This window comes from Ruoffia halotolerans (assembly GCF_014049385.1).
GTDB lineage: Bacteria > Bacillota > Bacilli > Lactobacillales > Aerococcaceae > Ruoffia > Ruoffia halotolerans.
In genome coordinates, this window is sequence record NZ_JACAOA010000021.1 from 15,206 (window position 1) to 38,653 (window position 23,448).

At 36.6% G+C, this 23,448-nt stretch carries 21 protein-coding genes; 18 read left to right on the forward strand and 3 right to left on the reverse strand.

The window, feature by feature from the left end; genetic code table 11:
- Positions 1-21: 21 nt before the first annotated feature.
- From HW423_RS07920 to HW423_RS07965, 10 genes are all read left to right on the forward strand, one after another.
- Positions 22-642, forward strand: coding sequence for a helix-turn-helix transcriptional regulator (locus HW423_RS07920; RefSeq protein ID WP_218931399.1), 621 nt, complete (start codon positions 22-24; stop codon positions 640-642).
- Positions 642-1,478: a pyruvate, water dikinase regulatory protein gene (locus HW423_RS07925; protein ID WP_218931400.1), complete on the forward strand. Its 837-nt coding sequence runs from the start codon at positions 642-644 to the stop codon at positions 1,476-1,478. Before HW423_RS07920 ends, HW423_RS07925 begins: the two co-directional genes overlap by 1 nt.
- Positions 1,479-1,637: 159 nt before the next feature.
- Positions 1,638-2,090 (forward strand): MarR family winged helix-turn-helix transcriptional regulator, encoded by a 453-nt coding sequence (locus HW423_RS07930; RefSeq protein ID WP_218931401.1) that lies wholly within the window; start codon positions 1,638-1,640, stop codon positions 2,088-2,090.
- 9 nt (positions 2,091-2,099) lie between these two features.
- Positions 2,100-4,274 (forward strand): ABC transporter ATP-binding protein, encoded by a 2,175-nt coding sequence (locus HW423_RS07935; RefSeq protein WP_218931402.1) that lies wholly within the window; start codon positions 2,100-2,102, stop codon positions 4,272-4,274.
- A complete protein-coding gene (locus HW423_RS07940; protein WP_218931403.1) occupies positions 4,274-6,154 on the forward strand; it encodes an ABC transporter ATP-binding protein in 1,881 nt (626 codons plus the stop codon). Before HW423_RS07935 ends, HW423_RS07940 begins: the two co-directional genes overlap by 1 nt.
- A gap of 138 nt (positions 6,155-6,292) precedes the next feature.
- Positions 6,293-6,463: a hypothetical protein gene (locus HW423_RS07945; protein ID WP_218931404.1), complete on the forward strand. Its 171-nt coding sequence runs from the start codon at positions 6,293-6,295 to the stop codon at positions 6,461-6,463.
- A gap of 18 nt (positions 6,464-6,481) precedes the next feature.
- On the forward strand, positions 6,482-7,243 hold the full coding sequence (locus HW423_RS07950) for a hypothetical protein (RefSeq protein WP_218931405.1): 762 nt from the start codon (positions 6,482-6,484) through the stop codon (positions 7,241-7,243).
- A 343-nt stretch (positions 7,244-7,586) separates the two neighbouring features.
- Positions 7,587-9,074, forward strand: coding sequence for an SLC13 family permease (locus tag HW423_RS07955; protein ID WP_218931406.1), 1,488 nt, complete (start codon positions 7,587-7,589; stop codon positions 9,072-9,074).
- Between the two features lie 10 nt (positions 9,075-9,084).
- Positions 9,085-9,360: a chorismate mutase gene (locus HW423_RS07960; protein ID WP_138403532.1), complete on the forward strand. Its 276-nt coding sequence runs from the start codon at positions 9,085-9,087 to the stop codon at positions 9,358-9,360.
- Between the two features lie 24 nt (positions 9,361-9,384).
- Positions 9,385-10,614: an LL-diaminopimelate aminotransferase gene (locus HW423_RS07965; protein ID WP_218931407.1), complete on the forward strand. Its 1,230-nt coding sequence runs from the start codon at positions 9,385-9,387 to the stop codon at positions 10,612-10,614.
- A 329-nt stretch (positions 10,615-10,943) separates the two neighbouring features.
- Here the strand turns inward: HW423_RS07965 and HW423_RS07970 are convergent, their stop codons facing one another.
- Together HW423_RS07970 and HW423_RS07975 are read right to left on the reverse strand one after the other, a co-directional pair.
- Positions 10,944-11,228: a hypothetical protein gene (locus HW423_RS07970; RefSeq protein WP_218931408.1), complete on the reverse strand. Its 285-nt coding sequence runs from the start codon at positions 11,226-11,228 to the stop codon at positions 10,944-10,946.
- 15 nt (positions 11,229-11,243) lie between these two features.
- On the reverse strand, positions 11,244-11,690 hold the full coding sequence (locus HW423_RS07975) for a hypothetical protein (protein WP_218931409.1): 447 nt from the start codon (positions 11,688-11,690) through the stop codon (positions 11,244-11,246).
- A gap of 590 nt (positions 11,691-12,280) precedes the next feature.
- On the opposite strand from HW423_RS07975, the gene HW423_RS07980 reads away from it, so the two are divergent.
- From HW423_RS07980 to HW423_RS08005, 6 genes are all read left to right on the forward strand, one after another.
- A complete protein-coding gene (locus HW423_RS07980; protein ID WP_218931410.1) occupies positions 12,281-13,348 on the forward strand; it encodes a DUF871 domain-containing protein in 1,068 nt (355 codons plus the stop codon).
- Positions 13,349-13,352: 4 nt separating this feature from the next.
- Positions 13,353-14,258, forward strand: coding sequence for an N-acetylmuramic acid 6-phosphate etherase (gene murQ / locus HW423_RS07985; RefSeq protein WP_218931411.1), 906 nt, complete (start codon positions 13,353-13,355; stop codon positions 14,256-14,258).
- Complete coding sequence (locus HW423_RS07990) at positions 14,258-15,754, forward strand: PTS transporter subunit EIIC (protein WP_218931412.1); 1,497 nt, start codon at positions 14,258-14,260, stop codon at positions 15,752-15,754. The genes murQ and HW423_RS07990 overlap by 1 nt, the downstream gene beginning before the upstream one ends.
- A 162-nt stretch (positions 15,755-15,916) precedes the next feature.
- The gene (locus HW423_RS07995) at positions 15,917-16,762 is read left to right on the forward strand and encodes a hypothetical protein (protein WP_218931413.1); all 846 of its coding nucleotides are present in this window, start codon (positions 15,917-15,919) and stop codon (positions 16,760-16,762) included.
- A 21-nt stretch (positions 16,763-16,783) separates the two neighbouring features.
- On the forward strand, positions 16,784-18,154 hold the full coding sequence (locus tag HW423_RS08000) for a CapA family protein (RefSeq protein ID WP_218931414.1): 1,371 nt from the start codon (positions 16,784-16,786) through the stop codon (positions 18,152-18,154).
- A gap of 94 nt (positions 18,155-18,248) precedes the next feature.
- Positions 18,249-19,376: a tyramine oxidase subunit B gene (locus tag HW423_RS08005; protein ID WP_218931415.1), complete on the forward strand. Its 1,128-nt coding sequence runs from the start codon at positions 18,249-18,251 to the stop codon at positions 19,374-19,376.
- Positions 19,377-19,466: 90 nt separating this feature from the next.
- Here the strand turns inward: HW423_RS08005 and HW423_RS08010 are convergent, their stop codons facing one another.
- The gene (locus tag HW423_RS08010) at positions 19,467-21,404 is read right to left on the reverse strand and encodes a glycoside hydrolase family 3 protein (RefSeq protein WP_218931416.1); all 1,938 of its coding nucleotides are present in this window, start codon (positions 21,402-21,404) and stop codon (positions 19,467-19,469) included.
- A gap of 190 nt (positions 21,405-21,594) precedes the next feature.
- Here HW423_RS08010 and HW423_RS08015 point away from each other — a divergent pair, with 190 nt between their 5' ends.
- Positions 21,595-21,804, forward strand: a complete 210-nt coding sequence (locus tag HW423_RS08015) for a hypothetical protein (protein ID WP_218931417.1) — start codon at positions 21,595-21,597, stop codon at positions 21,802-21,804.
- A 445-nt stretch (positions 21,805-22,249) separates the two neighbouring features.
- Positions 22,250-23,419, forward strand: coding sequence for a cation diffusion facilitator family transporter (locus HW423_RS08020; RefSeq protein ID WP_218931418.1), 1,170 nt, complete (start codon positions 22,250-22,252; stop codon positions 23,417-23,419).
- Positions 23,420-23,448 lie beyond the last annotated feature (29 nt).

The window sequence follows — 23,448 nt, forward strand, 5'->3', positions numbered from 1 at the left end:
ATGGTAAAGTGAGGGAATAATATGAATTTCACACAACGGCAGAAACAAATTGTTGAAATTGTTAAAAGCAAAGAACCGGTAAGTGGTGATGTTATTGCTAAAGAGCTTGATTTAGCGAAGTCGACGTTGAGAAGTGACTTGGCTGTATTAACGATGACCGGGGTTCTGGATGCTAGACCGAAAGTCGGTTATATCTACTCAGGACTTGAACCTCAGTCACTTTTGTTTGAGCAATTTAATCAGTATAAAGTGGCGGATGTGATGATTCAACCCGTTATTGTTTACCCGGACACAAAGGTAAATGATGCAATTACCTCATTATTCATGTATGATGTTGGCTCACTTTATGTAGTGGATTCATCGTCGAAAAGTCTCATCGGAGTTGTATCAAGAAAAGACTTACTAAGAAGTTTGCTTGCAGGCCAAGCAGAGAAGACTGCAGTCGCAATTGTCATGACCAGAATGCCTAACATCATTGCGGTTACACCAGAAATGACGGTGCTGAAAGCAGCGGAATTAATTTCCAAACATCAGATTGATTCTTTACCGGTAATTAGTTCAGACGATCAGGTTATTGGCAAGATGTCTAAGACGAATATAATTGATTTACTCGTTGAGTTAAGTTCAGAGGAGGATGCTTAGTGCAAGAAAAATATCACCAAACATTTTATGTTATATCAGATTCAGTTGGAGAGACAGCGATTAGGGTAACAAATGCCGCACTTGCACAGTTTCCGACTTTCACTGATTCAAGTGTTAAACGATTTCCATTTATTAATACGTTAGAAGAATTAACTGAGATTTTAGAAGATGCACTAAAGCATCATGCCACAGTCGTTGCAACCTTAGTTAATGAAGACTTACATTATTTTACAAAAGAATTTACCCAAAAGAATGACTTGTTCTACTTTAATCCGATTCATGATTTAATACAGCATATCTCAATAATCACTAACAAAGAACCGAGTGAACAGAGTGGAAGTTTACATAATTTAGATGATCAATACTTCAAGCGAATTCAAGCTATTGAATTTGCAGTTAAATATGATGACGGAAAGAACCGACGCGGTTTTAAATTAGCTGACATCGTTATCTTAGGAGTTTCTCGTTCATCTAAAACGCCTTTAAGTATGTATTTAGCTAATAAAGGCTACAAAGTTGCGAATCTACCCATTTTTCCTGAAGCAAATATCCCACGAGAAATTTTTGAAATTCCAAAAGAAAAAATATTTGGCTTATCAGCATCGCCTAAATACATTAGTGATATTCGTAAAGGAAGAGTAAAGTTTCTTGGACTTGATGAGAATGCGACCTATTCAAGTCTTGAACGTGTGAAAACTGAATTAATGTTTGCAAACGATTTATTCGATAAAGTTGATGCTCATATTGTCAGCGTAGAAAATCAATCGATCGAAGAAATGGCTGAACATATTATACAAGAATATAAGAAATATCAATTGTATGATACTGAGAAATAAACACGAGAACCAGCGATTTATAGCTGGTTCTTTTATTTTTAGATAAGAAATCGTATTCATAGATTTATTTGAATGATTTACTTGAATTTATATAATAACTCGCTTATAATTAACAAAGTTAACTATTAACGAAGTTAAGTTATTTAAGGAGGTGTTATAGTGAAAAAGCGTCATTTAGTGCATCAGATGTACAACTTGTCGCAAATGTTTTCTAGAGCTGCAGAAGTTCAAGGTCGGTCAGTGATGTCAAAAAGTGAGTTCAAGATACTGTTTCATGTATGGAAAACTCATCGAGAAGAAGATAAAATGTTGACCTCTCGTGAATTAGCTACTTTAATGAACGTATCTTCACCAGCAATATCTAGAACGGTCAAAGGCTTGGTTCAAAAAGAATGGCTGATTCAAGAAGATGACCCAGATGATCGCCGTAATATCTTTCTTAAATTATCAGATGAGGGAAAAGAAAATTATGAGCGAGCCATTCAACATATGGAAAACTCAATGAAAATTATTTTCGATGAGTTTACTGAAGAAGAGATCCGTGTCTTTCTTGATACAGGAGCTCGACTGACAAAAGTCTTAAATAAAATAAAAGAGGAAAGTGAGGAATAGTAATATTATATGAAAAATTTAATTAATCATTTAAAACCTCATTGGAAATGGGTTATTATTGCCCTTGTTGCGCATTTTATACAAGCATTCACAACGCTTTTGTTACCAACTTATACGTCTAACTTAGTTGACGTTGGGATTCAAAACAGTGGTGTGGAATTAGCAGTACCATTAAAAATGACAGCCGATTCAATGGCGGAATTCGAGATGTTATTATTACCTGAAGAACAGGAATTAATTGAAGAGCATTATACACAAGATGGAAACGGCAATTATACAATTAAAAGTTCCGTTGAAGAAAACGAAGAAATGATGACAGCTTTAAGTGAATCTTTTGAGGTTCCTTTAGCTATGTATCAAACAATCTCAGGGATGTCTGAAGAAGAATTAGCAGCGACAGCTCAAGAAAGTGACAGTTCAGAAGTGATGGACTTATCTGGTATGCGTGATGAGTACGTTGAACAAATGAATACACTCGGACCTGCGATGGTGCATTCAACAGCGATTCAATCAGTTTTAGAAGCAACTGAAGAAGCTGGAGGAGACTTAAGTAGTACTCAAATTAACTACGTCTTAACGCAAGGTGGACAAATGTTACTGATTGCCTTAGTTGCATTCGGTGGCGGAGCACTTGCAGCTTATGTAGCAGCAGTCGTTGGTGCGAAAGTCGGAAGTACTTTGAGGACAAAATCTTACGAAAAAGTTCTTCAGTTCTCTAATGAAGAGATGGAGAAATTCTCAACGGCTTCACTGATTACACGTGGGACAAACGACGTGCAACAAGTACAAATGGTGGTAACAGTATTCTTTAGAATTGTGTTATTCTCACCAATGTTAGCGATTGGGGCATTAATTTATGTATTCCAATCACAAATTTCAATGTCTTGGATTACGATTTTAGCCCTATCACTAGTCGGAGTTCTTATGGGAATTCTTATGAGTGTTGTTATACCAAGATTTAAAGTGTTACAAAAACAAATTGACAAAGTGAACTTATTTGCCAGAGAGATCTTAACTGGGCTACAAGTTATTCGTGCATTTGGTCGACAAGATTTAGAATCTGAGCGCTTCGATGGCGCGAACCAAGATTTACGTAATAGTTATATCTTTGTTGGTCGTACAATGGCATTAATGAACCCAATCCTATTACTGATTGCAAATGGTATTTCAGTCTTAATTATTTGGGTAGGTAGCCACCGTATTGGTGACGGCTTAATGCAAGTAGGTGAGATGATGGCATTTATCACTTATACAATGCAAGTCATCTTCTCATTCTTTATGTTAACGATGATGTCAATTATGATTCCGCGTGCGATCGTTTCTGGGGAACGTATCCAAGAAATACTTGATACACCGTTATCTATTAATGATAAAGAAGACGTAAAAGTAATTGAATCACCAAAAGGTGTCGTAGAATTTGATAACGTCAGTTACAAATTTACTGGTGCAGATAATAATGTAATTAATAACATTAGCTTTACTGCAGAACCAGGTAAGACAACAGCAATTATCGGAGGTACCGGTAGTGGTAAATCAACGATTTTAAATTTATTAATGAGATTCTATGATGTTTCAGAAGGATCAATTAAGATTGATGGCGTCGATATCAGAGATATTAGTCAAAAACAACTCCGTGATATTATCGGATACGTACCGCAAAAAGCCGTACTATTTTCAGGTACCATTGAAAGTAATATAGGCTACGGTGTTGATTCACTTTCCGATGAAGTGATGCATGAATCGGCTGATATTGCTCATGCAACGGAATTTATCGAAGATAAAGAACGTGGCTTTAAAGAACGTATCTCACAAGGTGGAGGTAATGTGTCTGGTGGGCAAAAACAACGTCTATCAATTGCTCGTGCCATTGCAAAACAACCTAAAGTGTTTATCTTTGATGACAGTTTCTCTGCTTTAGACTACAAGACCGATGCATCTTTACGTCAAGCTTTAAGTGAAAAAGTTTCGGATGCTACAATGATAATTGTTGCTCAACGTATTAGTACGATCCTTGATGCTGAGCAAATTCTTGTTCTAGATGAAGGTAAAGTTGTTGGACTAGGTAATCACTTAGAATTAATGGAAACAAGCGAAGTTTACCGCGAAATCGCAACATCTCAATTATCTCAAGCCGAATTAGATAATTATGAAGAACAATTTAAACAAGAGAGGGAGGGAGAATAATGGCAGATAAAGATACTCAACAAGAAGAAAAAGTACAAAATCAACCAAAAGTTGCTGGACCCCGTGGTCAAGGCGCCGCAGAAAAACCAAAAAACTTTAAAGATAGCTTACTTCGAATCTTTAAAGAAGTATTGAATTTTAAATGGGCAATATTACTTGTCTTTTTTACGACTATTCTCTCTGTATTATTTAATATTATTGGTCCTCGTGAATTAGGTAAAGCCACTTCAATATTATTCGAAGGTGTGTTAGCTGAAATTCAAGGAACAGGTTCGATTGAATTTAATGTTATCGGTAGAATCTTATTAACAGTATTAGCCTTATACGTAGTGAGTTCAATTTTCAACTGGGTTCAAGGTTTCGTAATGACAGGTGTTACGGAGAATGTCACTTACGGTTTACGTAAAAAGATGTTAGATAAGATTGATAATATGCCAATGAAATACTTTGAATCTCATTCACATGGTGAGGTCTTATCAAGAATTAGTAACGACATCGATACACTTGGAGCTTCATTATCACAGAGTTTTGCTCAATTATTAAACTCTATCATGACAATGCTTGGTATTGCGGTTATTATGTTTACAATTAATTGGATACTCGCTTTAGTTGTATTAATGGTCGTGCCAATCAGTTTAATTACAATTCGTATACTAATTAATGTATCTCAAAAATACTTCCGTCAACAACAAGTATCCCTTGGTGTAATTAACGGACAAATTGAAGAAAACTTCTCAGGACAAAATATAGTTAGAGCATTTAACCAAGAAGATAATGCTATTGATGCCTTTTATAAAGATAATGCTAAACTAGAAGAATCTGCTTGGAAATCACAGTTCTACTCTGGAGTTATGTTCCCATTTATGCGTTTCTTACAAAACTTCGGTTATGCGGCAGTAGTAATGGTTGGTGCTTATCTAGTGATTATCGGAACGATTCAAGTAGGGGTTATTCAAGCCTTCACTCAATACGTTAACCGATTTACACAACCTATCACTCAGTTAGCACAAATTGTTACTTTATTACAAACAATGGTAGCAGCGGCTGAGCGTGTGTTTGAATTCTTAGATGAAGAAGAACAAGATCAAACAACAGGTAATACTTTAGATATTGAAAATGTGCACGGTGATGTATCATTTAATCATGTTCAATTTGGATATAATCCTGATCAAGTCATCATTACAGACTTTAATGCCGATATAAAAGCCGGACAAAAGGTTGCCTTAGTTGGACCGACAGGTGCTGGTAAATCAACAATGGTTAAGCTGTTAATGCGCTTCTATGATGTTGATAAAGGATCAATAAACTTAGATGGTGTTGACGTTAAAACGTATAGTCGTGCTAATTACCAACGTTCAATTTCGATGGTATTGCAGGATACTTGGTTATTTAACGGAACAATTATGGAAAACATTCGTTACGGTCGATTAGATGCAACGGATGAAGAAGTGATTGAAGCAGCAAAAGCTGTTCATGTCCATAATTTCGTTAAGAACTTGCCTGGTGGCTATAACTTTGAAATTAACGAAGAAGCTTCAAACATCTCTCAAGGTCAAAAACAACTTGTGACGATTGCTAGAGCTTTATTATCAGATAGACCAGTTCTTATTCTTGATGAGGCGACAAGTTCAGTTGATACACGTACTGAAATTCTCATCCAACAAGCGATGGACCGTATTGTAGAAGGTCGTACAAGTTTCGTTATTGCTCACCGTCTTTCAACGATTAAAAACTCTGATTTAATTCTATACATGGAAAACGGAGACATTGTTGAACAAGGGAACCATGACGAATTAATTGCTAGAGGTGGCAAATATGCAAATCTTTACAATAGTCAATTCGCTTCAGGTGGTTCACCGTTTGAGGAATTTGATGATTAAAGTCAATAATGAATAAGCAAAAGACATGAACAAATCGTTGTTCATGTCTTTTTTATATGCAAAAACTTCGATATATTTGAACTTTAGTTTATATAAAGCTTATAATATAAGTATCAAACAAGATAGGAGCGTTTACAAATGAAGAAAATAATAAACGTCATACTTGTTACTTTATTAGTTGTCTTAACTATGGGGCCCTTACCGGCAAAAGCACAAGAACTTGCTCCAGATGATGTCTTGTTAAATGTGATTAATGGATTGAAAGAAATTGAATCCTTTAAAGGTGACTTTGAAGGGAATATGGATTGAATTTATCCTGAAGGAACGATGGACTACACTGTTGATGGAAGACTTCAAGTCAAGATAGCGCCCGAACTTGAAGTAGGTTTTGATTTAGACGCAACGATGAACGCTGAACATAACGATGGGTCGACAATGGATGAAACTTATCACTTACTAAATTATATCATCGATGAAACAATGTACACATTTGAAGAAGATTCTACTAAAGAGGGTGAAAGTGAATGGGTCACTGCTGGCCTTACTACGGTACTCGGTATGCCAGCGGAACAAATTACGACTCAATATCAAATGCTTGTATCAGTCATCGAAGGATCAATTCGTAGTTATTATATTCCGTCTAGGGTGCATCAGTTATTAAGTGAGAAAACGACGGTAGAAGAGAATGATAATGGCTACACTGTCACAATTAACTCTTTCGAAACAGAAGAAGAATGGGTTGAATTCTTTGAAGCGTTAGAAGAGTTAGGGATGACTGTGACTCAAGAAACAGTGGATTCTGGTGTTGAGATTAGTAACCAAATTGAAAATTATGAAGACCAAGCGATCGCTTTGGCCGATGGCTTAAATTACACAATTACAGTTGAAATGGATGAAGATTATTTTATTACAGCGATTCAAGTGATGGTTGATTCGGATGTTCAAACACTCGAAGAAGCTTCAGCATCTGAACCTGATCCGGACATGCCAGAGTCATTGCAAGTAGAATTTAATTATAATGTCACTGACAAAAACTTTAATGAAAGTATTGAAGTGCCTGATGAAGTTCCAGTGGGAGTAGCTTCATAGAATAAATAATGAATATAATATAAATTAAAATATTATTAGAATTTGATGTTGATTTCGTGTGAGTAGTCAGGTATACTGTTTGAAACAGAAATGAGGTTAGGACCATGCAACAATCATCCCATACATTAAAATCAATGTATTTTAGCTACTTTAGATAGCGTTCATACCACCTAGTATGAACGTATAACGAAAGTTCATATCTATGGTGGCTTGATATTGTTGTGTCTTGGCCGCTTAGAGTATAAATTAAGCGGACATCCTAAAATGGCCAGTTTCGAGAACTGCTTAGTTTATTCTAAGCAGTTTTTTTGTTGAAAAGTTATAAAAAAGGGGAGTGTAAACAATGTCAAATTCTATATCAAAAGGATTTAAAACTAGTGAGATTATCTCAATCGTCATTAGTTTACTTATATTAGCTCTAGCTGTATTGAATTCAGCGATGCAAATTGGTTTATTCAATATTCCAACCGTTACTTTTTCAGTTCTAGCTATTTTTGCTAGTAGCTTGGTATTGTGGCTGTTTGTTGCCATTGATTGGCCAAGTATTTTATGTTTAATTTGTTTAGGTTTTCTACCTGAAGTCACTTATGGACAAATTTTCCAGCAGTCATTTGGTAATACAACGTTTGTCTTTTTATTCTTTACGTTCTTAGTGACACATGCCTTAGAACAAACATCATTTTTAAAGCGAGTTTCAGCCTGGGCAATTAATAGTGCTTGGGCTCAAGTAAGTCCTTGGAGATTTGTTTTTGCTTTTCTATCGGTGATGTTATTAATCAGTACTTTCGTTTCACCAACGATCTTATTTATGATTGCCTTTCCAATCTATGAAGAGGTTATGACCCAATTCGGATTAGAAAAAGGGGATAAGCAAGCTTCGAAATTATTAGTCGCCTTATATGCTTCAATAGCTATTGGAACAGCGATGACGCCTATTAACCACGTGTTCGCAATTACTGCGATGGGGCTATATGAAACGGCCTACGGAACGGCGATTACGAATGGTCAATATATGAGTTTCGCAGTGCCAGCAGGCTTAACAATTTTCTTAATTCTTTTAGTCTCTCTAAAGTGGATTTGGCGAATGGATTTATCTAACGTAAAACTGGGTGAGATTGCTTCATTATCAGATTTACCAAAAGCGGATAAAAAGGAAAAAGCAGTCGTTTCGATCTTTAGTGGAGTAGTTGCTTTATGGTTATTACCAGAAGTATTAGGCTTTATCTTACCTGGAGTGGCAGCCTTTCTAAAATCAGCAGGAATTGCCTTTCCACCAATGATCGGTTCTTTAGTTTTAGCAGTAGTTCACGTAGATGGGAAGCCCTTAGTTAAGTTACAAGAGGGAATTTCTAAAGGTGTGTTCTGGCCGAGTTTACTCATCGTAGCCGCGACACTCACTCTAGGTAGTTTCTTATCAAATCCTGATATGGGTGTGATTACATTAATCGAATCATTCTTAACACCATTGTTAGTTGGCTTGTCACCATTATTAATGGTATTAGTTTTCATTCTTTGGGCAGCCTTGCAAACAAATTTCTCATCAAACTTAGTAACTGTGTCAGTTGTTACAACCATAGTTATTACAATTGCGGGTTCACAGGTGGATTTACCAATAAACGTGGCAGTCGTTGCGAGTTTAATTGGATTCATGGCGTCACTTGCATACATGACACCACCTGCAATGCCTTATATTGCAATCTCAATTGGATCTGGTTGGACCACAGCTAAAGATGCTTTATTATATGGTTTTTACTTATTATTATGGAGTGCCGCAAGTGCGGTATTGGTAGGATATACATTAGGAAGCGTATTTTTAAGTCAATTATCATAGGAGGAATAATATGTTAGAAAAACAAAGAGCAACCATCGACCGAATTGATCGCGAATTGGTAAAGTTATTTGAAGAACGAACGAAAACGGTTGAGGAAGTAGCTGAGATTAAATTAGAGAACAATATGGAAATCTTAGATAGTGGCCGTGAAGCGGTCGTTATCGAGAAAGTACAAAGTTACTTAGAAGATGATTCTTTAAAAGGTGAGTTAGCCGATTTATATGAGAACATTATGCGCATTTCCAGAGGTCATCAACAAGAATGGATGAGTAAAAGAAAGTCGTAAGAGATAGGATAAAGGAGCAGTTTTATGAAAATAAATCCGAATTTTAATCGCTTACCTGGGAATTACTTATTTAATCATATTGCTGAGAAAGTTTCAGCATTCAAAGAAGGCAATCCTGACTCAGAAGTTATCAAATTGTCTATTGGTGATGTCACTCAACCTTTACCAAGGGGAGTGGTTGAAGCAATGACTCAAGCAGGTCAAGAACAATTGAATTCTGAAACTTTCAAAGGCTATGGGCCAAGTACTGGCTATCCATTTCTTAAGCAAGCGATTATAGTGCATAGTTATCAAACATTGAATATTGATTTATCAGAAGATGACTTATTTATATCAGATGGTTCAAAGACAGATGCAGGAGCCATTCAAGAGTTATTTAGTCTGGAAGCTAAGATTGCGATTGGTGATCCGGCGTATCCGACTTATATTGATAGTAATGTTATGGCGGGACGCTTAGGACATTATGATGATATGAGTCAAAGTTGGTCTGAATTAATAACGATTCCGATGACGGTCGATAATCACTTTCAAGCGGTGCCAGATTTTGATGAAGGCGAGCAGCCAGATGTGATATATATTTGTTCACCGAATAATCCCACGGGTGTCGCTATGACGAAGGATCAACTGCAAGAATGGGTTGACTATGCGATTGAGCATGAAAGTGTCATAATTTTTGATGGGGCTTATGAATCCTTTATACAAGATGATCATATCCCGCATTCCATCTATGAATGTGAAGGGGCTAAGCAATGTGCGATTGAAATGCGTAGCTTTTCTAAGACAGCGGGCTTCACGGGTATGCGTATAGGTTATACTGTCTTACCTAAAGAACTTGTGATTGAAGGTCAATCATTGAATGCCATGTGGACGCGTCGCCAACCAACGAAATTTAACGGTACTTCATATATCATTCAACGCGCGGCATTAGCGACTTTCGAACCGGAAGTTAAAAAAGAGTTGAAGGATAATATTGTATATTATCAACGTAATGCTCAGCATATGGTTGATGCTTTCAATGATGCGAGGATTGAACACTACGGTGGGGTAAATGCACCATATATTTGGTTGAAAACACCAAGAGACTTATCTTCTTGGGAATATTTCGATGAATTACTACAGGAAAGTCAAGTTGTCATCACACCAGGTTCTGGCTATGGGGCTAATGGTGAAGGCTTTATGCGACTGACTGCCTTTGGAACATATGAAGATACAGTTGAAGCGACTCAAAGAATCGTCGAAACTTATTATAAATAAAAAATACGGTTTGAAGTTCTCAATGAATTTCAATCCGTATTTATTTGTTTAATAGTTAGCAATGATATCTTTGATGAGTTGATAGCTAACGGATTGAGTTTTATAATTTGAATTATTTTGAAAAACAGCTGCACTCACTAACATTCCATGGGCATGAAATGTAGGAATTTCGCACCAACTAGGTGAAATCACAATTGCGTTGAGACATTGAGACTCAATCCACCTGGAGTGTCAGGCATAATGTAGCGTTTATTTAATAGTGAATGAATTAATGGATGAATATTTAAATCGCCTTCTAAACGAAGGTTTACACCCGTTACGTTAATAACCTATTCCGCACGTAAAATCTCTTCATTATTCTCATTCTCCATAATGTATTCTCGTGAGTTATCATCATAATCAACAGTTTCATCATCTTTGAGAATGGTTAATTGGCCACGGTCCTCACCTTCAATAATAGCTTCAGCCGACTTCATCGGAAGTTTTCCTTTAGCTAAGTTAAAGGGTTCTTGATATTTATTTAAGTATGCTTTTCGTTCTGATTCAGGCATATTTTGCCATAAGAAAGTCAATATTCGAGTTGTGGAAACACCAATACGTTCTGTCTTCGTCATTAAATTTGAATGATTTTAAGACTCTCCTAGCCCTGCAGTTCCTGTTTGCAAAGGAATATTATAGAAATCTTCAAAATGAATATTTAAATGATTAAACCCTTTTTGAATAAGTTTATCTAATGCATCGAAATAGAGAATTTTCTCATTTGAATCCATTGTCGCTTTGACGTTATCCATCGTAATATGCGTCATTTTTAAACTACTGTAATCTGCTGTTCCTACTGTATTGAAAAAGTTATGACGTGAGAAAGTATACACGGATTCATTTTCACGTTCTTGTAATAGATATTTGAGAACGTCGATCGCAGTTAGACCTGTTCGAATGGCAACGATACGGTCATCTTCAGAATAGTCATGTGTGAGTTCATTTAGAGGGTAAGGGTCTAATACTGGTAGAGAACCAGAACACAGATGGACACGATCATATTGATGTACCTCATTTGACTCAGTGACTAATTCCAACTGTTTTGTTTCACTTAACTATCGCATATCTACGATGGTTTCATAGTGTACAGTTGCATTCAATAATTCAATTTGCTTCATTGTTCGATCATTTAAATACTCACCAAACAAGGCACGCATCATAAATTCGGGAATATCGCCTTCAATTTTTGCTTCTTCTTTTAGCCTAACTTCATACTCACCTGGTTATTCGTAATCATAAGTAATATCAGTTGTTCTGGTATTTACTAGTGCTAAATCTGAATCCTCTCTAACAAGTACCCCGCGCCCAAAGCTAAACGAGGTATCGTAGCAATCAATAGTAACATCATGATTTTTTCTTTTAATTCTTTTGAATAAGAAGTGAGAACAGCCGATCCGTTAATTCCCATCCCACTAATTGTGATATCCTCCTTATAAAAAAGTTTTAAACTTTGATTCTAAGGTTAATTAAATCATATTCAAGTCCGTGTTAATAATTACCTAAAGTAACTTAATGCAATTGAAATGTAATTTCATTTCATTCTTGATAAAAACAAAATATTTGTATTGAAATTTCATTTCATAAGTTGTATAATTTGTTTAGAAAACGATTACAATGGAGTGAGGATATGTATGGTATTTCAATATATTTAAATGAAGATGTGACAGAAGAAGTTAAACAGTACATAAGACGCATGCATGAGATTGGTTTTAAAGGTATTTTCTCGTCAATTCATATCCCTGAAGATGATTCTGGATTGTATTTAGATCGATTAGGGCAATTAGGTTCGGTAGCAAAAGATTATGAAATGGAATTAGTCGTTGATGTTTCTGGAGACGCCTTAAAGAACTTAGGTATTTATTATAAAGATTTAACTCCATTGAATGAACTAGGTGTGACTGGAATTCGAGTCGACTATGGAGTCAGTCACGAAGAGATTAAACTCATTAGTGAGCAAGTAGATGTAGTTTTAAATGCGAGTACAATCAGCGTAGAAGATTTGAATATTTTAAAAGAGTTAGAAGTGGATTTCACGGCGATTGAGGCTTGGCATAATTATTATCCGCGTCCTGAAACGGGCTTAGATAAATTAGAGTTTATTAATATGAACAAGTGGCTGAAAGAGCAAGGGATTACGGTCATGGCTTTTGTACCAGGAGAGGGTGATTTGAGAGGACCTTTATATGAAGGATTACCAACTTTAGAAGACCACCGTTACAAACAATCTTTAGGGAGTGCGCTTGAATTAAGGCAAACAACCTTTGTTGATAAAGTGTATATTGGCGACCCAGGTTTGAGTACTTATAGTCAAATTCAGTGGGAAAAATATTTAAACGAAACAGTCTTATATTTCGAAGCAGTCGCGACTTCCAACACTATCGAACAACTGAAACATATCGAAGGGCGACATACTCAAAGAATGGACGCGGCTCGCGATGTCATTCGTAGTCAGGAAGCAAGGGTGAGACAAGATTTCGTAGTTAAACCGGAACAAATGACTGAACGAACGGTAGGTTCAATTACGATTGATAACTCTAATTATCTTCGATACGAAGGAGAAGTTCAAATAACAAAAACGAATCTACCAGCGGATGAAAAGGTTAATGTGATGGGTTATATACAATCGGATGATTATCTTTTACTTGAGGCGATAAGACCTGGCCAACCGTTTGAAATTCAATGGAAGAGAGGATAGATAGATGAAATTAGACAAGCTAACAACAGAGACGAGAAATGAAGCTTCAATGGCATTAGACCAAATGAGCGTTCAAGAAGCTATTGCACTGATGAATCAAGAAGATCGTCGTGTACCCGAAGCGATTGAAGAAGTTTTACCACAAATAGAAGCAGCGATTAAATTAATCGTGAAATCTTTTAAACAAGACGGTCGCTTAATATACATGGGAGCAGGAACGAGCGGACGCTTAGGGGTCTTAGATGCAGCGGAATGTGTACCAACCTTTAGTACACCGCCTGAGATGGTCGTTGGTTTAATTGCTGGTGGAGAAAAAGCCATGTTATCAGCAGTTGAAGGTGCAGAAGATTCTGCGGATTTTGGGCGAGATGACTTAAAAGAATTGAAATTAACTAATAAAGATACAGTTGTGGGAATTGCGGCAAGTGGTCGAACGCCTTATGTTAAAGGTGGTTTGGCTTATGCTCAAGAAGTTGGCGCATCTACGGTATCACTTGCTTGTAACAAAGGCGCTGAAATTAGTGAATACAGCCAAGTTGCCATTGAAGTGGATGCAGGCGCAGAAGTATTAACCGGGTCAACTCGGTTAAAAGCAGGAACAGCTCAAAAGTTAATCTTAAATATGTTATCAACAGTATCGATGGTACAAATTGGAAAAGTGTATAAAAATTTAATGGTAGACGTACAACCAACCAATGAAAAGTTAGAAGAACGTTCCAAACGAATTATAATGCAAGCGACAGAATGTGATTATGAAGTAGCAGAAAAAGCTTTTCAAGAAGCAGATAACAACGTTAAAGTGGCCATTGTTATGGTATTAACAAATAATGATCCAAATAGTGCAAAAGACATATTAAGTCATAACAACGGGTTTATCCGAGAAGCTATAAAAGAAGAGGAGGAGCAATGATGAATACAACAAAAGAACAATTGATTGCTAAAGAAATATACAAACATATGGGTGGTAAAGACAACACTACAGACATCTATAATTGTATGACACGTGTCCGGATTGATTTTGTTGATCCAAGTGTCGTCGATGAAGTTGAATTGAAAAAAGTTGAAGGTGTCATGGGTGTTGTTCAAGACGGGAATAACTTACAAGTAGTTGTCGGTCCGGGTACAGCTAGTAAAGTAGCAACTGAATTAGCAAGTATGTCAGGCAGTGTGAAAGGTGCGGCTGTCGATGAAAACCTTGACCCAGAATTAACATCTGGACGAGCTAGTACAGAACAAATTACAAAAAAGAATAAAGAAAAATATAAAAAAGGGAATGACAATGCCTTTAAACGTATTACTCGCTCTATAGCTAGTATCTTTGTTCCGTTAATACCAGCCTTCGTTGGTGCCGGTATTATTGGGGGGATTGCATCCATCTTCCAGAACATGATTACCGCTGGTCAACTCGATGCAGCCACTTGGGGTCATGCAGTTGATATACTAAATATTATTAAAAATGGTTTATTCGGCTACTTAAATATTTATGTAGGTATTAACGCTGCCAAAGTATTTGGCGCAACTCAAGGTTTAGGGGGAGTTATTGCCGGAATCATTTACTTATCAGGAATGAATCCAGAAAACCCATTAATGAATATCTTTACAGGTGAGCCATTATTAGCAGGTCAAGGTGGGATAATCGGAGTAATTTTTGCGGTATTCATCTTATCTTATGTTGAAAAAGCAGTAAGAAAAGTGATTCCGGATGCATTAGATATCATCTTTACACCAACAATTGCATTACTTGTAGTTGGTTTATTAACAATCTTTGTCATCATGCCAGTTGCCGGGGTCATTTCATCCTCGTTAGTTGGATCCATAAATTGGGTTCTAGATATTGGTGGAGCCTTCTCAGGCTTTATATTAGGTGCATTCTTCCTACCACTCGTTATGTTTGGTTTACATCAAGTCTTAACGCCTATTCATATTGAAATGATCAGCTCAACGGGACAGACAAACCTATTACCTATTCTTGCGATGGCAGGTGCAGGACAAGTAGGAGCAGCTATTGCTGTTTGGATGAAAGCACGTGAGAACAAACAATTAACAAATATGATTAAAGGTGCTTTACCTGTTGGTATCTTAGGAATCGGTGAACCACTCATCTATGCTGTCACTTTACCATTAGGTAGAACATTTATTACAGCCTGTATCGGTGGAGGTATTGGTGGTGCCGTGATTGGTTTCTTTGGAAGTGTTGGAGCAACAGCGATTGGACCAAGTGGAGTTGCTTTGATTCCACTAATTGCTAATAACATGTGGTTACAATATGTCATTGGTTTAATTGCAGCTTATATTGGTGGCTTTGTCGTTACATACTTCTTCGGAGTACCAAAATCAGCCATGGAACCTACTGAATTACAAGGATCAGGTTCACAAGCACAAGATCCGTTAGCTGACTTTAACTAATCAGATAACGAGTCATTGACCTTAATGAGATTTAATTCTCATTAAGGTCTTTTTTTGTTTCATATGATTTCACCGGATTAAATTCGTATTGTATTGTTAGTTAGTGTAAACTAATAGTTATAAAATACAACAAGAAAGACAAAAGGATAAGGAGAATGAGTTATGAAGAAGCGTTTATTATTCCTTGGATTGTTAAATCTACTTGTTGTCCAAACAGTTCATGCGGAAGAACAAAGTGAAAGTCCATCTGTTTCCCCTGATTTGGCGACACAAATACTCGAAGGCAAATTCAGTGATGAAACAAAAGAAACTATCTATAACAAAATAAAAGATGTCTTGGACAAAGTGACTGAAGTGATCGAATCAGGTAATAATATGAATGGCATTATCGGTATTGCTGATATCATAGAGTTATATGGGGATGAGTATACCTATGAAGAAGATTCACTCAAATATGATATGTGGGTAGCCGTAGATACCTTTAAACTGACGGTTTCAATGAATGAAAACAATCAAGTGGACTATTTATATGGAAATTTGTATCCGACGTTTGAAAGATTACAAACAACAGATTCAGAATCTGATTTAGAAAAAGTGCAAGAAGTAATCAATCATCCTGATGCTTTACCAAGTTTTTCTGAAGTGGATGAAAATTATAAGGATTATTATTTTGAATTTATTCAAGATGAAATGTCTTATATTACTGGGACATATAGTATGACCTACGACTGGGCTTCTAAAGATTTAATTCAATTAGAAGTTGGGCAAGCTAATTATGGTCGTGCCAACTTAACAGTGACACAAGCTGAGATTGATGAATTAAAGCAAAGGGATAATTTAATTATTCAAGATGTTATCGATGTGGTTGGTGATAACTGGACGTATGTTCAGAATCTTCAAGAGAATAGCCACTCATTCATCTGGCAAGATCCCTTGGGTAAACATATTACAGTCACAGTGGCGGAAGATTTAAGCGTTGAAGAAATTTCGACAGGCAACTTAGAATAAAATCGAATAAGGAGAGAATGAATGTCTAAAAAAACAAGAACGTGGTTAGCGATCATTGGAAGCTTACTTATTCTGACAATCGTTGGCTTATATATTTATACTTTTTCAAATACATCACAAGCAGACTCTACTTCTAATGAATCCACTCAAATAGCTAGTCAATCTTCTGTTAGTAAAGAAAGTGTTCAAGAAGAGATGGCGGAAGAGCCGGTTGAACCGATTGAACAGGAGTTTTTATTTGAGGACTTACCAATGAAAGAAGGTAAAGAAACACTTCCATCACAAGAAGGGGAGTTAACCTTAAGATCAGTTGGGGATGTGTTAATTCATGACCGTGTCAGTTATTTGGCTGACACTTATTCACCAATCTATCAAGATACTGTGGCGAATATGCTTGAAGAAGGTTTTGAACCTGACCTCTTTGATGAAGGTGCAGCCTATGACTTTATGCCGATGTTAGCTCATATTCAACCTTATTTGGAATATGCTGATATTTCGATGGCTAATTTAGAAGTGATTGCTGCTTCACCGCAGCTACCAATGTCAGGGTATCCGCAGTTTAATGCACCAAGTGAGATCATTACTGCGCTGAAAAGAATTGGTATTGATATCGTAAGTAATGCCACAAATCATACCCTTGACTGGTTCAGTGAAGGGGCGCACTATTCACTTCAGAACTTGCAAGATGAGGACATGATGTATGTAGGAAGTTATGAATCGTGGGAAGATTATAATACAAACCGAATAATAGAAGCAAATGGCATCAATATCGGATTCTTAAATTATTCTTATGGAACCAATGGTATTCCCGTACCTGCTGGAGAAGAGTATTTAATTAGTCTGATTGACGTTCCATTAATGGTAGCTGAAGTTGAAGCATTGTCCCAACAAGTGGATGCAGTTGTCGTAAGTTTACAACTTGGGAATGAATATGATACTTTGCCGAATGAAGATCAGTTTTATATATTTCAAGCATTAAGTGATGCAGGGGCTAAGCTAATCTTAGGCGGGCATCCCCATGTCCTACAACCAGTTGATTGGTATAATGATGGGGAGACCTTTGCTATTTATTCTCAAGCGAGTTTTCTAACTGGGCAAAGAGATTTAGATAATAAGCAAGGCGGTATTACTGAAGTAACGTTTCAGCGTGATGAGTCTGGTGAAGTGAATGTTGTGAATCCTAAGTTTATGCCTATATTTAACTTGGGGGTGGAAGCAGAGAAGATGTATCAAGTTGTTCCCTTTGCTGATATCAACTTACATCAAATTCCCGATGGCCAACTGTGGTGGGATATGATTGATGAACGGATGCATACTTATGTGGATGGCTTTGAGTTTGTAACTCATTTAGAAACAGAAGTGACTGAGGAAACAACAGATACTTTCAGATAGATGGAAAGCTACATTAGCTATTATTTTACATTTCCCTGGAGTTATTATAATATAACTCTAATATTTAAACTAAATTTATAAGGGGATTTTAATAATGACTCAAGATGGGCGAATTGATTTTTTATATTTAAATGAACAAGATATGATTGATGCAGGTGTTTTAAATATGCAAGAATGTATAAACGTCATGGAGGATGTTTTTGGAATATTAAGTACAGAAGATTATCGGATGGGTGGTAGAGAGAATAATTCTCACGGAATGGTTGTCTCGTTCCCAGATGAACCTGAGCATAAAAGTATGCCGGTCAATGGTCCAGACCGTCGATTTTGTGCGATGCCGGCCTATTTAGGTGGGGAATATCGTATCGCAGGATGTAAGTGGTATGGTTCGAACCTTGATAATAAAGATAAAAATCTGCCGCGTTCGATTCTCACAATGAATCTGAATGATGCCGATACAGGTGCACCATTAGCCTTTATGTCAGCTAATTTATTGAGTGCTTGGCGAACTGGAGCAATTCCGGGCGTAGGTGTGCGCTACCTTGCTAAGCCAGATTCAAAAGTGGTCGCAGTCTTAGGTGCGGGCGCGATTGGAAGTTCAACAGCTATCGCATTACTTTTAGAAGCGAAAAACGCCGAAGTGTTTAAGATCTATGATGTGGATGAATCACAATCACAGATTCTGAAAGAAGATTTAGAAGAAAAATTTCCAAATGTATCGATACAAATTGTCTATTCAATTGAAGATGCTGTGAGAGAGACAGATATCTTAAACTTAGCAACTTCTGGAGAAGCAAATCCTAAGATTGAGAGTGAATGGATTAAACCAGGTGCTCTAATTATAGGGTCTTCTTCAGGGAACTTTGATCCAGACTTTGTCATTAATAATGTTCGATTAGTCGTCGATAATTGGAAGATGTATGAAGAAGTGAAGTACGAAGATGTCTATCCATATAACACGCTTGAGATGGGCGTTTTAGGCCGATTATTCTTAGACTGGATTCATGAGGATCGCATGACGAGTGACATTATTATGAACGTAGGTGATATTATTAAAGGTAACGTTCATGCACGTGAGAATGACGATGATATTGTCATTTTTGCTTTAGGTGGGCAACCTTTATATGATATTGCTTGGGGTTATAAAGTTTATCAAAATGCCTTAGAAAAAGATATCGGAACAAAACTTAATTTATGGGAAACAGCGTTTCAAGCGAGATAAAGAAAATCATTCTCTAGGTTGCCTGTAAATATGAATAGAAAAATCTCCTAACCACTGTGGGTAGGAGATTTTTTGTATAGTTACTTTTGATTAATTCCAATCCTCAGATTGATAACCAACGGGATATGCCACTTCAGTAGGCGACAACACGCCGTCCTTGATGACTGGTAAATCAACAGGTAATTGACCTGTAGGTCCTTCTTCAGAAGAAGTGACACCAAAGATGACTTCAACCACAGCAGGAATGTTCGGACCGAATGATGCGACGGGCTCTTGTCCGCCTTCCGTTGGGTCCATACCGTTATATCCGTAAGAAATTAATATCGCATCATTATCAGTAAAGTTTACGGCATCATACGGTTTATTAATACTTACTTGCACCGTTTGAATACCTTGCTCTTTTGCGTAAGTGAATATTTCTTGTGGAATCGCTGTTCTAAAGTTATCAGCAGCAAGAGAGGATTCATCTACCATACTCGTGTATACTACGACATGACTGGCTTGTGAGATTGCCTCTGCAAAGTCAGTGAATTGACTTTCTTCATTATAAGTCAATATTTCATAAGTAAAGTCAGACGAGAGTGATTCTTCTAATCGCATCCGCTCTATACTGAACTCAGTTCCAGGAACTTGATTTGTATCCGCTGTAATAAATAATACATGATCATCTGCTTCCGGTTGAATGGGTAAAGCGGCTTGTGTATTTTCAATTAAAGTGACAGCATGATTGGAGATTTCACGTTCATTGGCACGATTCATGTCAGAGCCAACTATCCCTGTTGCATTCGCAACAACTTCATCTTCAGACTGACTTAAAAATTCATTCTCAAGTAAACCTAATTCTTCCTTAAGCGTTAAAATGCGACGGACTGAATTGTCGATATTATCCATGGGGATGTCTTCACTTTCAACTGCGTCAACAAGACCTTGAATCACCTTATCTAGCAAAGCAAGATCGTCATTGGATCTAATAATGACAGGCATCAATAATATATCCGCGCCAGCTTTTTTAGATAAGATCGAAGTTTCAACCTCACCAAAGTTATTTGCTATAGCTTCCATGTTTAAAGCATCTGTGATAACAATGCCTTCATAAGCCATCTCGTCACGAACTAGATTTGTTAAGATTGCTGGAGAGAGTGTAGCAGGTAATAAGATATCAGAACCATCCTCTTCCGATACTTTCATCTCTGATTCTAGTTGTGGGAACTGAATATGTGCTGTCATAATCATATCAGTGTCAGCATCCATCACAGCTTTGAAAGGAAGTAATTCATTATTCATCAATTCATCGAAACTTTTATCAACGACAGGTAAGCCGAAGTGAGAATCGACATCGGTATCTCCATGTCCTGGGAAATGTTTCGCGGCAACAGAGACGTTATGTTCTTTAATCCCTTCGATATAACCCAAGCCATGTTCAGAAACGATCTCAGGATCAGAGGAGAATGAACGTAAACCGATGACTGGGTTTTTGGGGTTATTATTTATATCAACCGATGGAGCAAAGTTTACATTGATGCCTAAAGCTTTAAGCTCACTCCCAATAATGTCACCAGCTAGTTTCGAGTATTCTGGGTCATTTGTTGCTCCTAGGGCCATATTACCGGGTAATTGAGTTCCCGAACCTAAACGATTCACGATTCCACCTTCTTGGTCAATTCCAATCAGAAGAGGTAAGTGATCACTTTCAACTTGAGAGGCTTGCAGTTGATAGACGAGTCGGGCTGTTTGTTCTGTTTCGACCACATTTTCAGCAAATAAAATGACACCACCAAATTGATAGTTGGCTAAGATTTGACGAATATCATCGTTTAATTCAGTCACGCCTACTTCTTCACCATCGACTTCCCAATTTCTAAAGTCTGGCATGAGCGTTTGAACGACTTTCTCTTCGAGAGTCATATTTGCGATGATCTCGTCGACGCTATTAATACTATCTTCAGATTCTGCTTGTGCAGAATAGTAGGGCGTTGTGATGTTTAACAATAGCATTCCTGCTAGAAATAATTTCGTGAGTTTTTTCATCATGTTCTCCTTTATAAGTTAATTTAAAAGTTTTTCTGTAACTTTCACCTCCGCTATATTTTAGATATTTAATGATAACATAAAAGCGTTTTCCGACCTAGGAAAACCACTATAAGACCCGATTATTTATGTGTTATTATTAGACTAGAAACAGGAAAACTCCCGAGGCTTTTGATAAAAATTTCACGTTATGGGTGACAAAGATGAAAAAATTGGGTTCGTTTCTGTATTATTTACTTTTGTAGTCATTTCAACAGATGTTAGTTTCCAAAAAATTTTATGTGGTAGATACGAAGTGACAAATGAGAACTCATTGATTAAAGAAATTAACATCCTCGAAAACCGGCTTCAAATTGAAACTGATAGTGACTATTTAGTTGAGAGTGAAACAGAAGATTAAACAGTAAAAAAAGTCATGGATTATAAGAATCTTATGGTGAAAGAAGATGCTTTATACGTTGTTGTTGATTTGGAGGCTTAGTCAGATGAGAATAATTTACAAAATCAACAATATCTAGAGATATATTTTTTCGATGGCCAATCATTCCTAGTTTTAGTTTAGATATTGTTCATCCTGAATATTTAGTCTTTGATAATCAACAAATTGTTATATATCGTGGCGATCGCATCTGGGAATTCAATATTGAAGAGGGTCAAATTTCAATGGATAATCAATACGTTCATTTTGAATTAGTGGAATAAGGTCATATCTGAATCTTACAGCATTTCTAGAACGAATTCGTTTTATGAATGCTTTTTATTTTGGTTGGAATTTTATAATTCTTTTAAAAGGATATCGAGATTTGATATAATGGATACTAACGTTATGAAAAGTGAGGCGCATTATGTTTAAAGGATTAATTGATCGTTTTTTAAGTAAGCAAGCCAATGGGGAAGCTCGACCGAAAGCAGGAATCTTAGCTGGACGAGTGGGCTTAATCTCTAACTTTTTATTATTTGGAATTAAATTGCTGGCGGGGACAATGTCAGGCAGTATTTCTATTATTACAGATGGAATGAATAACTTAGGCGATTCTGCGTCTTCTTTATTAACATTATTCGGTTTTAGAGCAGCCTCTAAACCAGCTGATAAAGAACATCCTTACGGACATGAACGATCAGAATATATTACGGGCTTATTGATTTCTGTTGTTATCATTTATGTTGGTTTTCAATTTTTCACGTCTTCGATTAAACAAATCATGAATCCGACGCCTCTAAATGCCTCACCACTAGTCTTTATTTTATTAGTTGTGTCAATTCTAGTTAAGATTATACAAGGGAATTTTTACAAGACAGCAGCTAAGGCTATTCATTCCAATACATTACATAGTGCGGCACAAGATAGTATAAATGATGTCTTTGTAACTCTGATCGTACTCGTGTCCGCGACCGTTGAGACGGTGACTGGTTGGCAAATCGATGGTTATGCAGGTGCCTTGTTGTCTGTGATCATTGTTTATAGTGGTATTCAGGCGATTAATGACTCGATTAATGATTTATTAGGGACCAGTCCCTCTAAAGATGAAATCCAAGCAATGAAGACTTTATTGGATGAGTATGATTCAATCGTAGGCTACCATGATTTACTTGTGCATAATTATGGACCAAACAAAACCTTTGCGACGATTCATATAGAAATCGACGATAGTTGGGATTTAACTTACTCACATCAAGTAATTGATCAAATTGAAGCAGACTTTGAAGAGAAATTAGGGGTAGAATTAGTGTGTCACGTTGACCCAATTGCAATACATAATGAAGAACACACAGCTATTTACCGTCAAGTTAAAGATATTCTTAAATCATTTCAATTAGATTTAAAGTTTCATGATTTTAAAGTAGATAGTAAAAATCATCGAAGTCATATCACTTTTGATGTTGTTATTCCTGATGGTGTGGAGGAATCAAATGATGAATTAATCTCAATGATCCAAGAGAAAATTCATTCAAACATCGGTGCTTATGAATTAGTCATAGAATTTGATCGACTTGATTTGTTAAAAGAAGTTTAAATAAGAATACCCTCCTTCGTATACTTTGG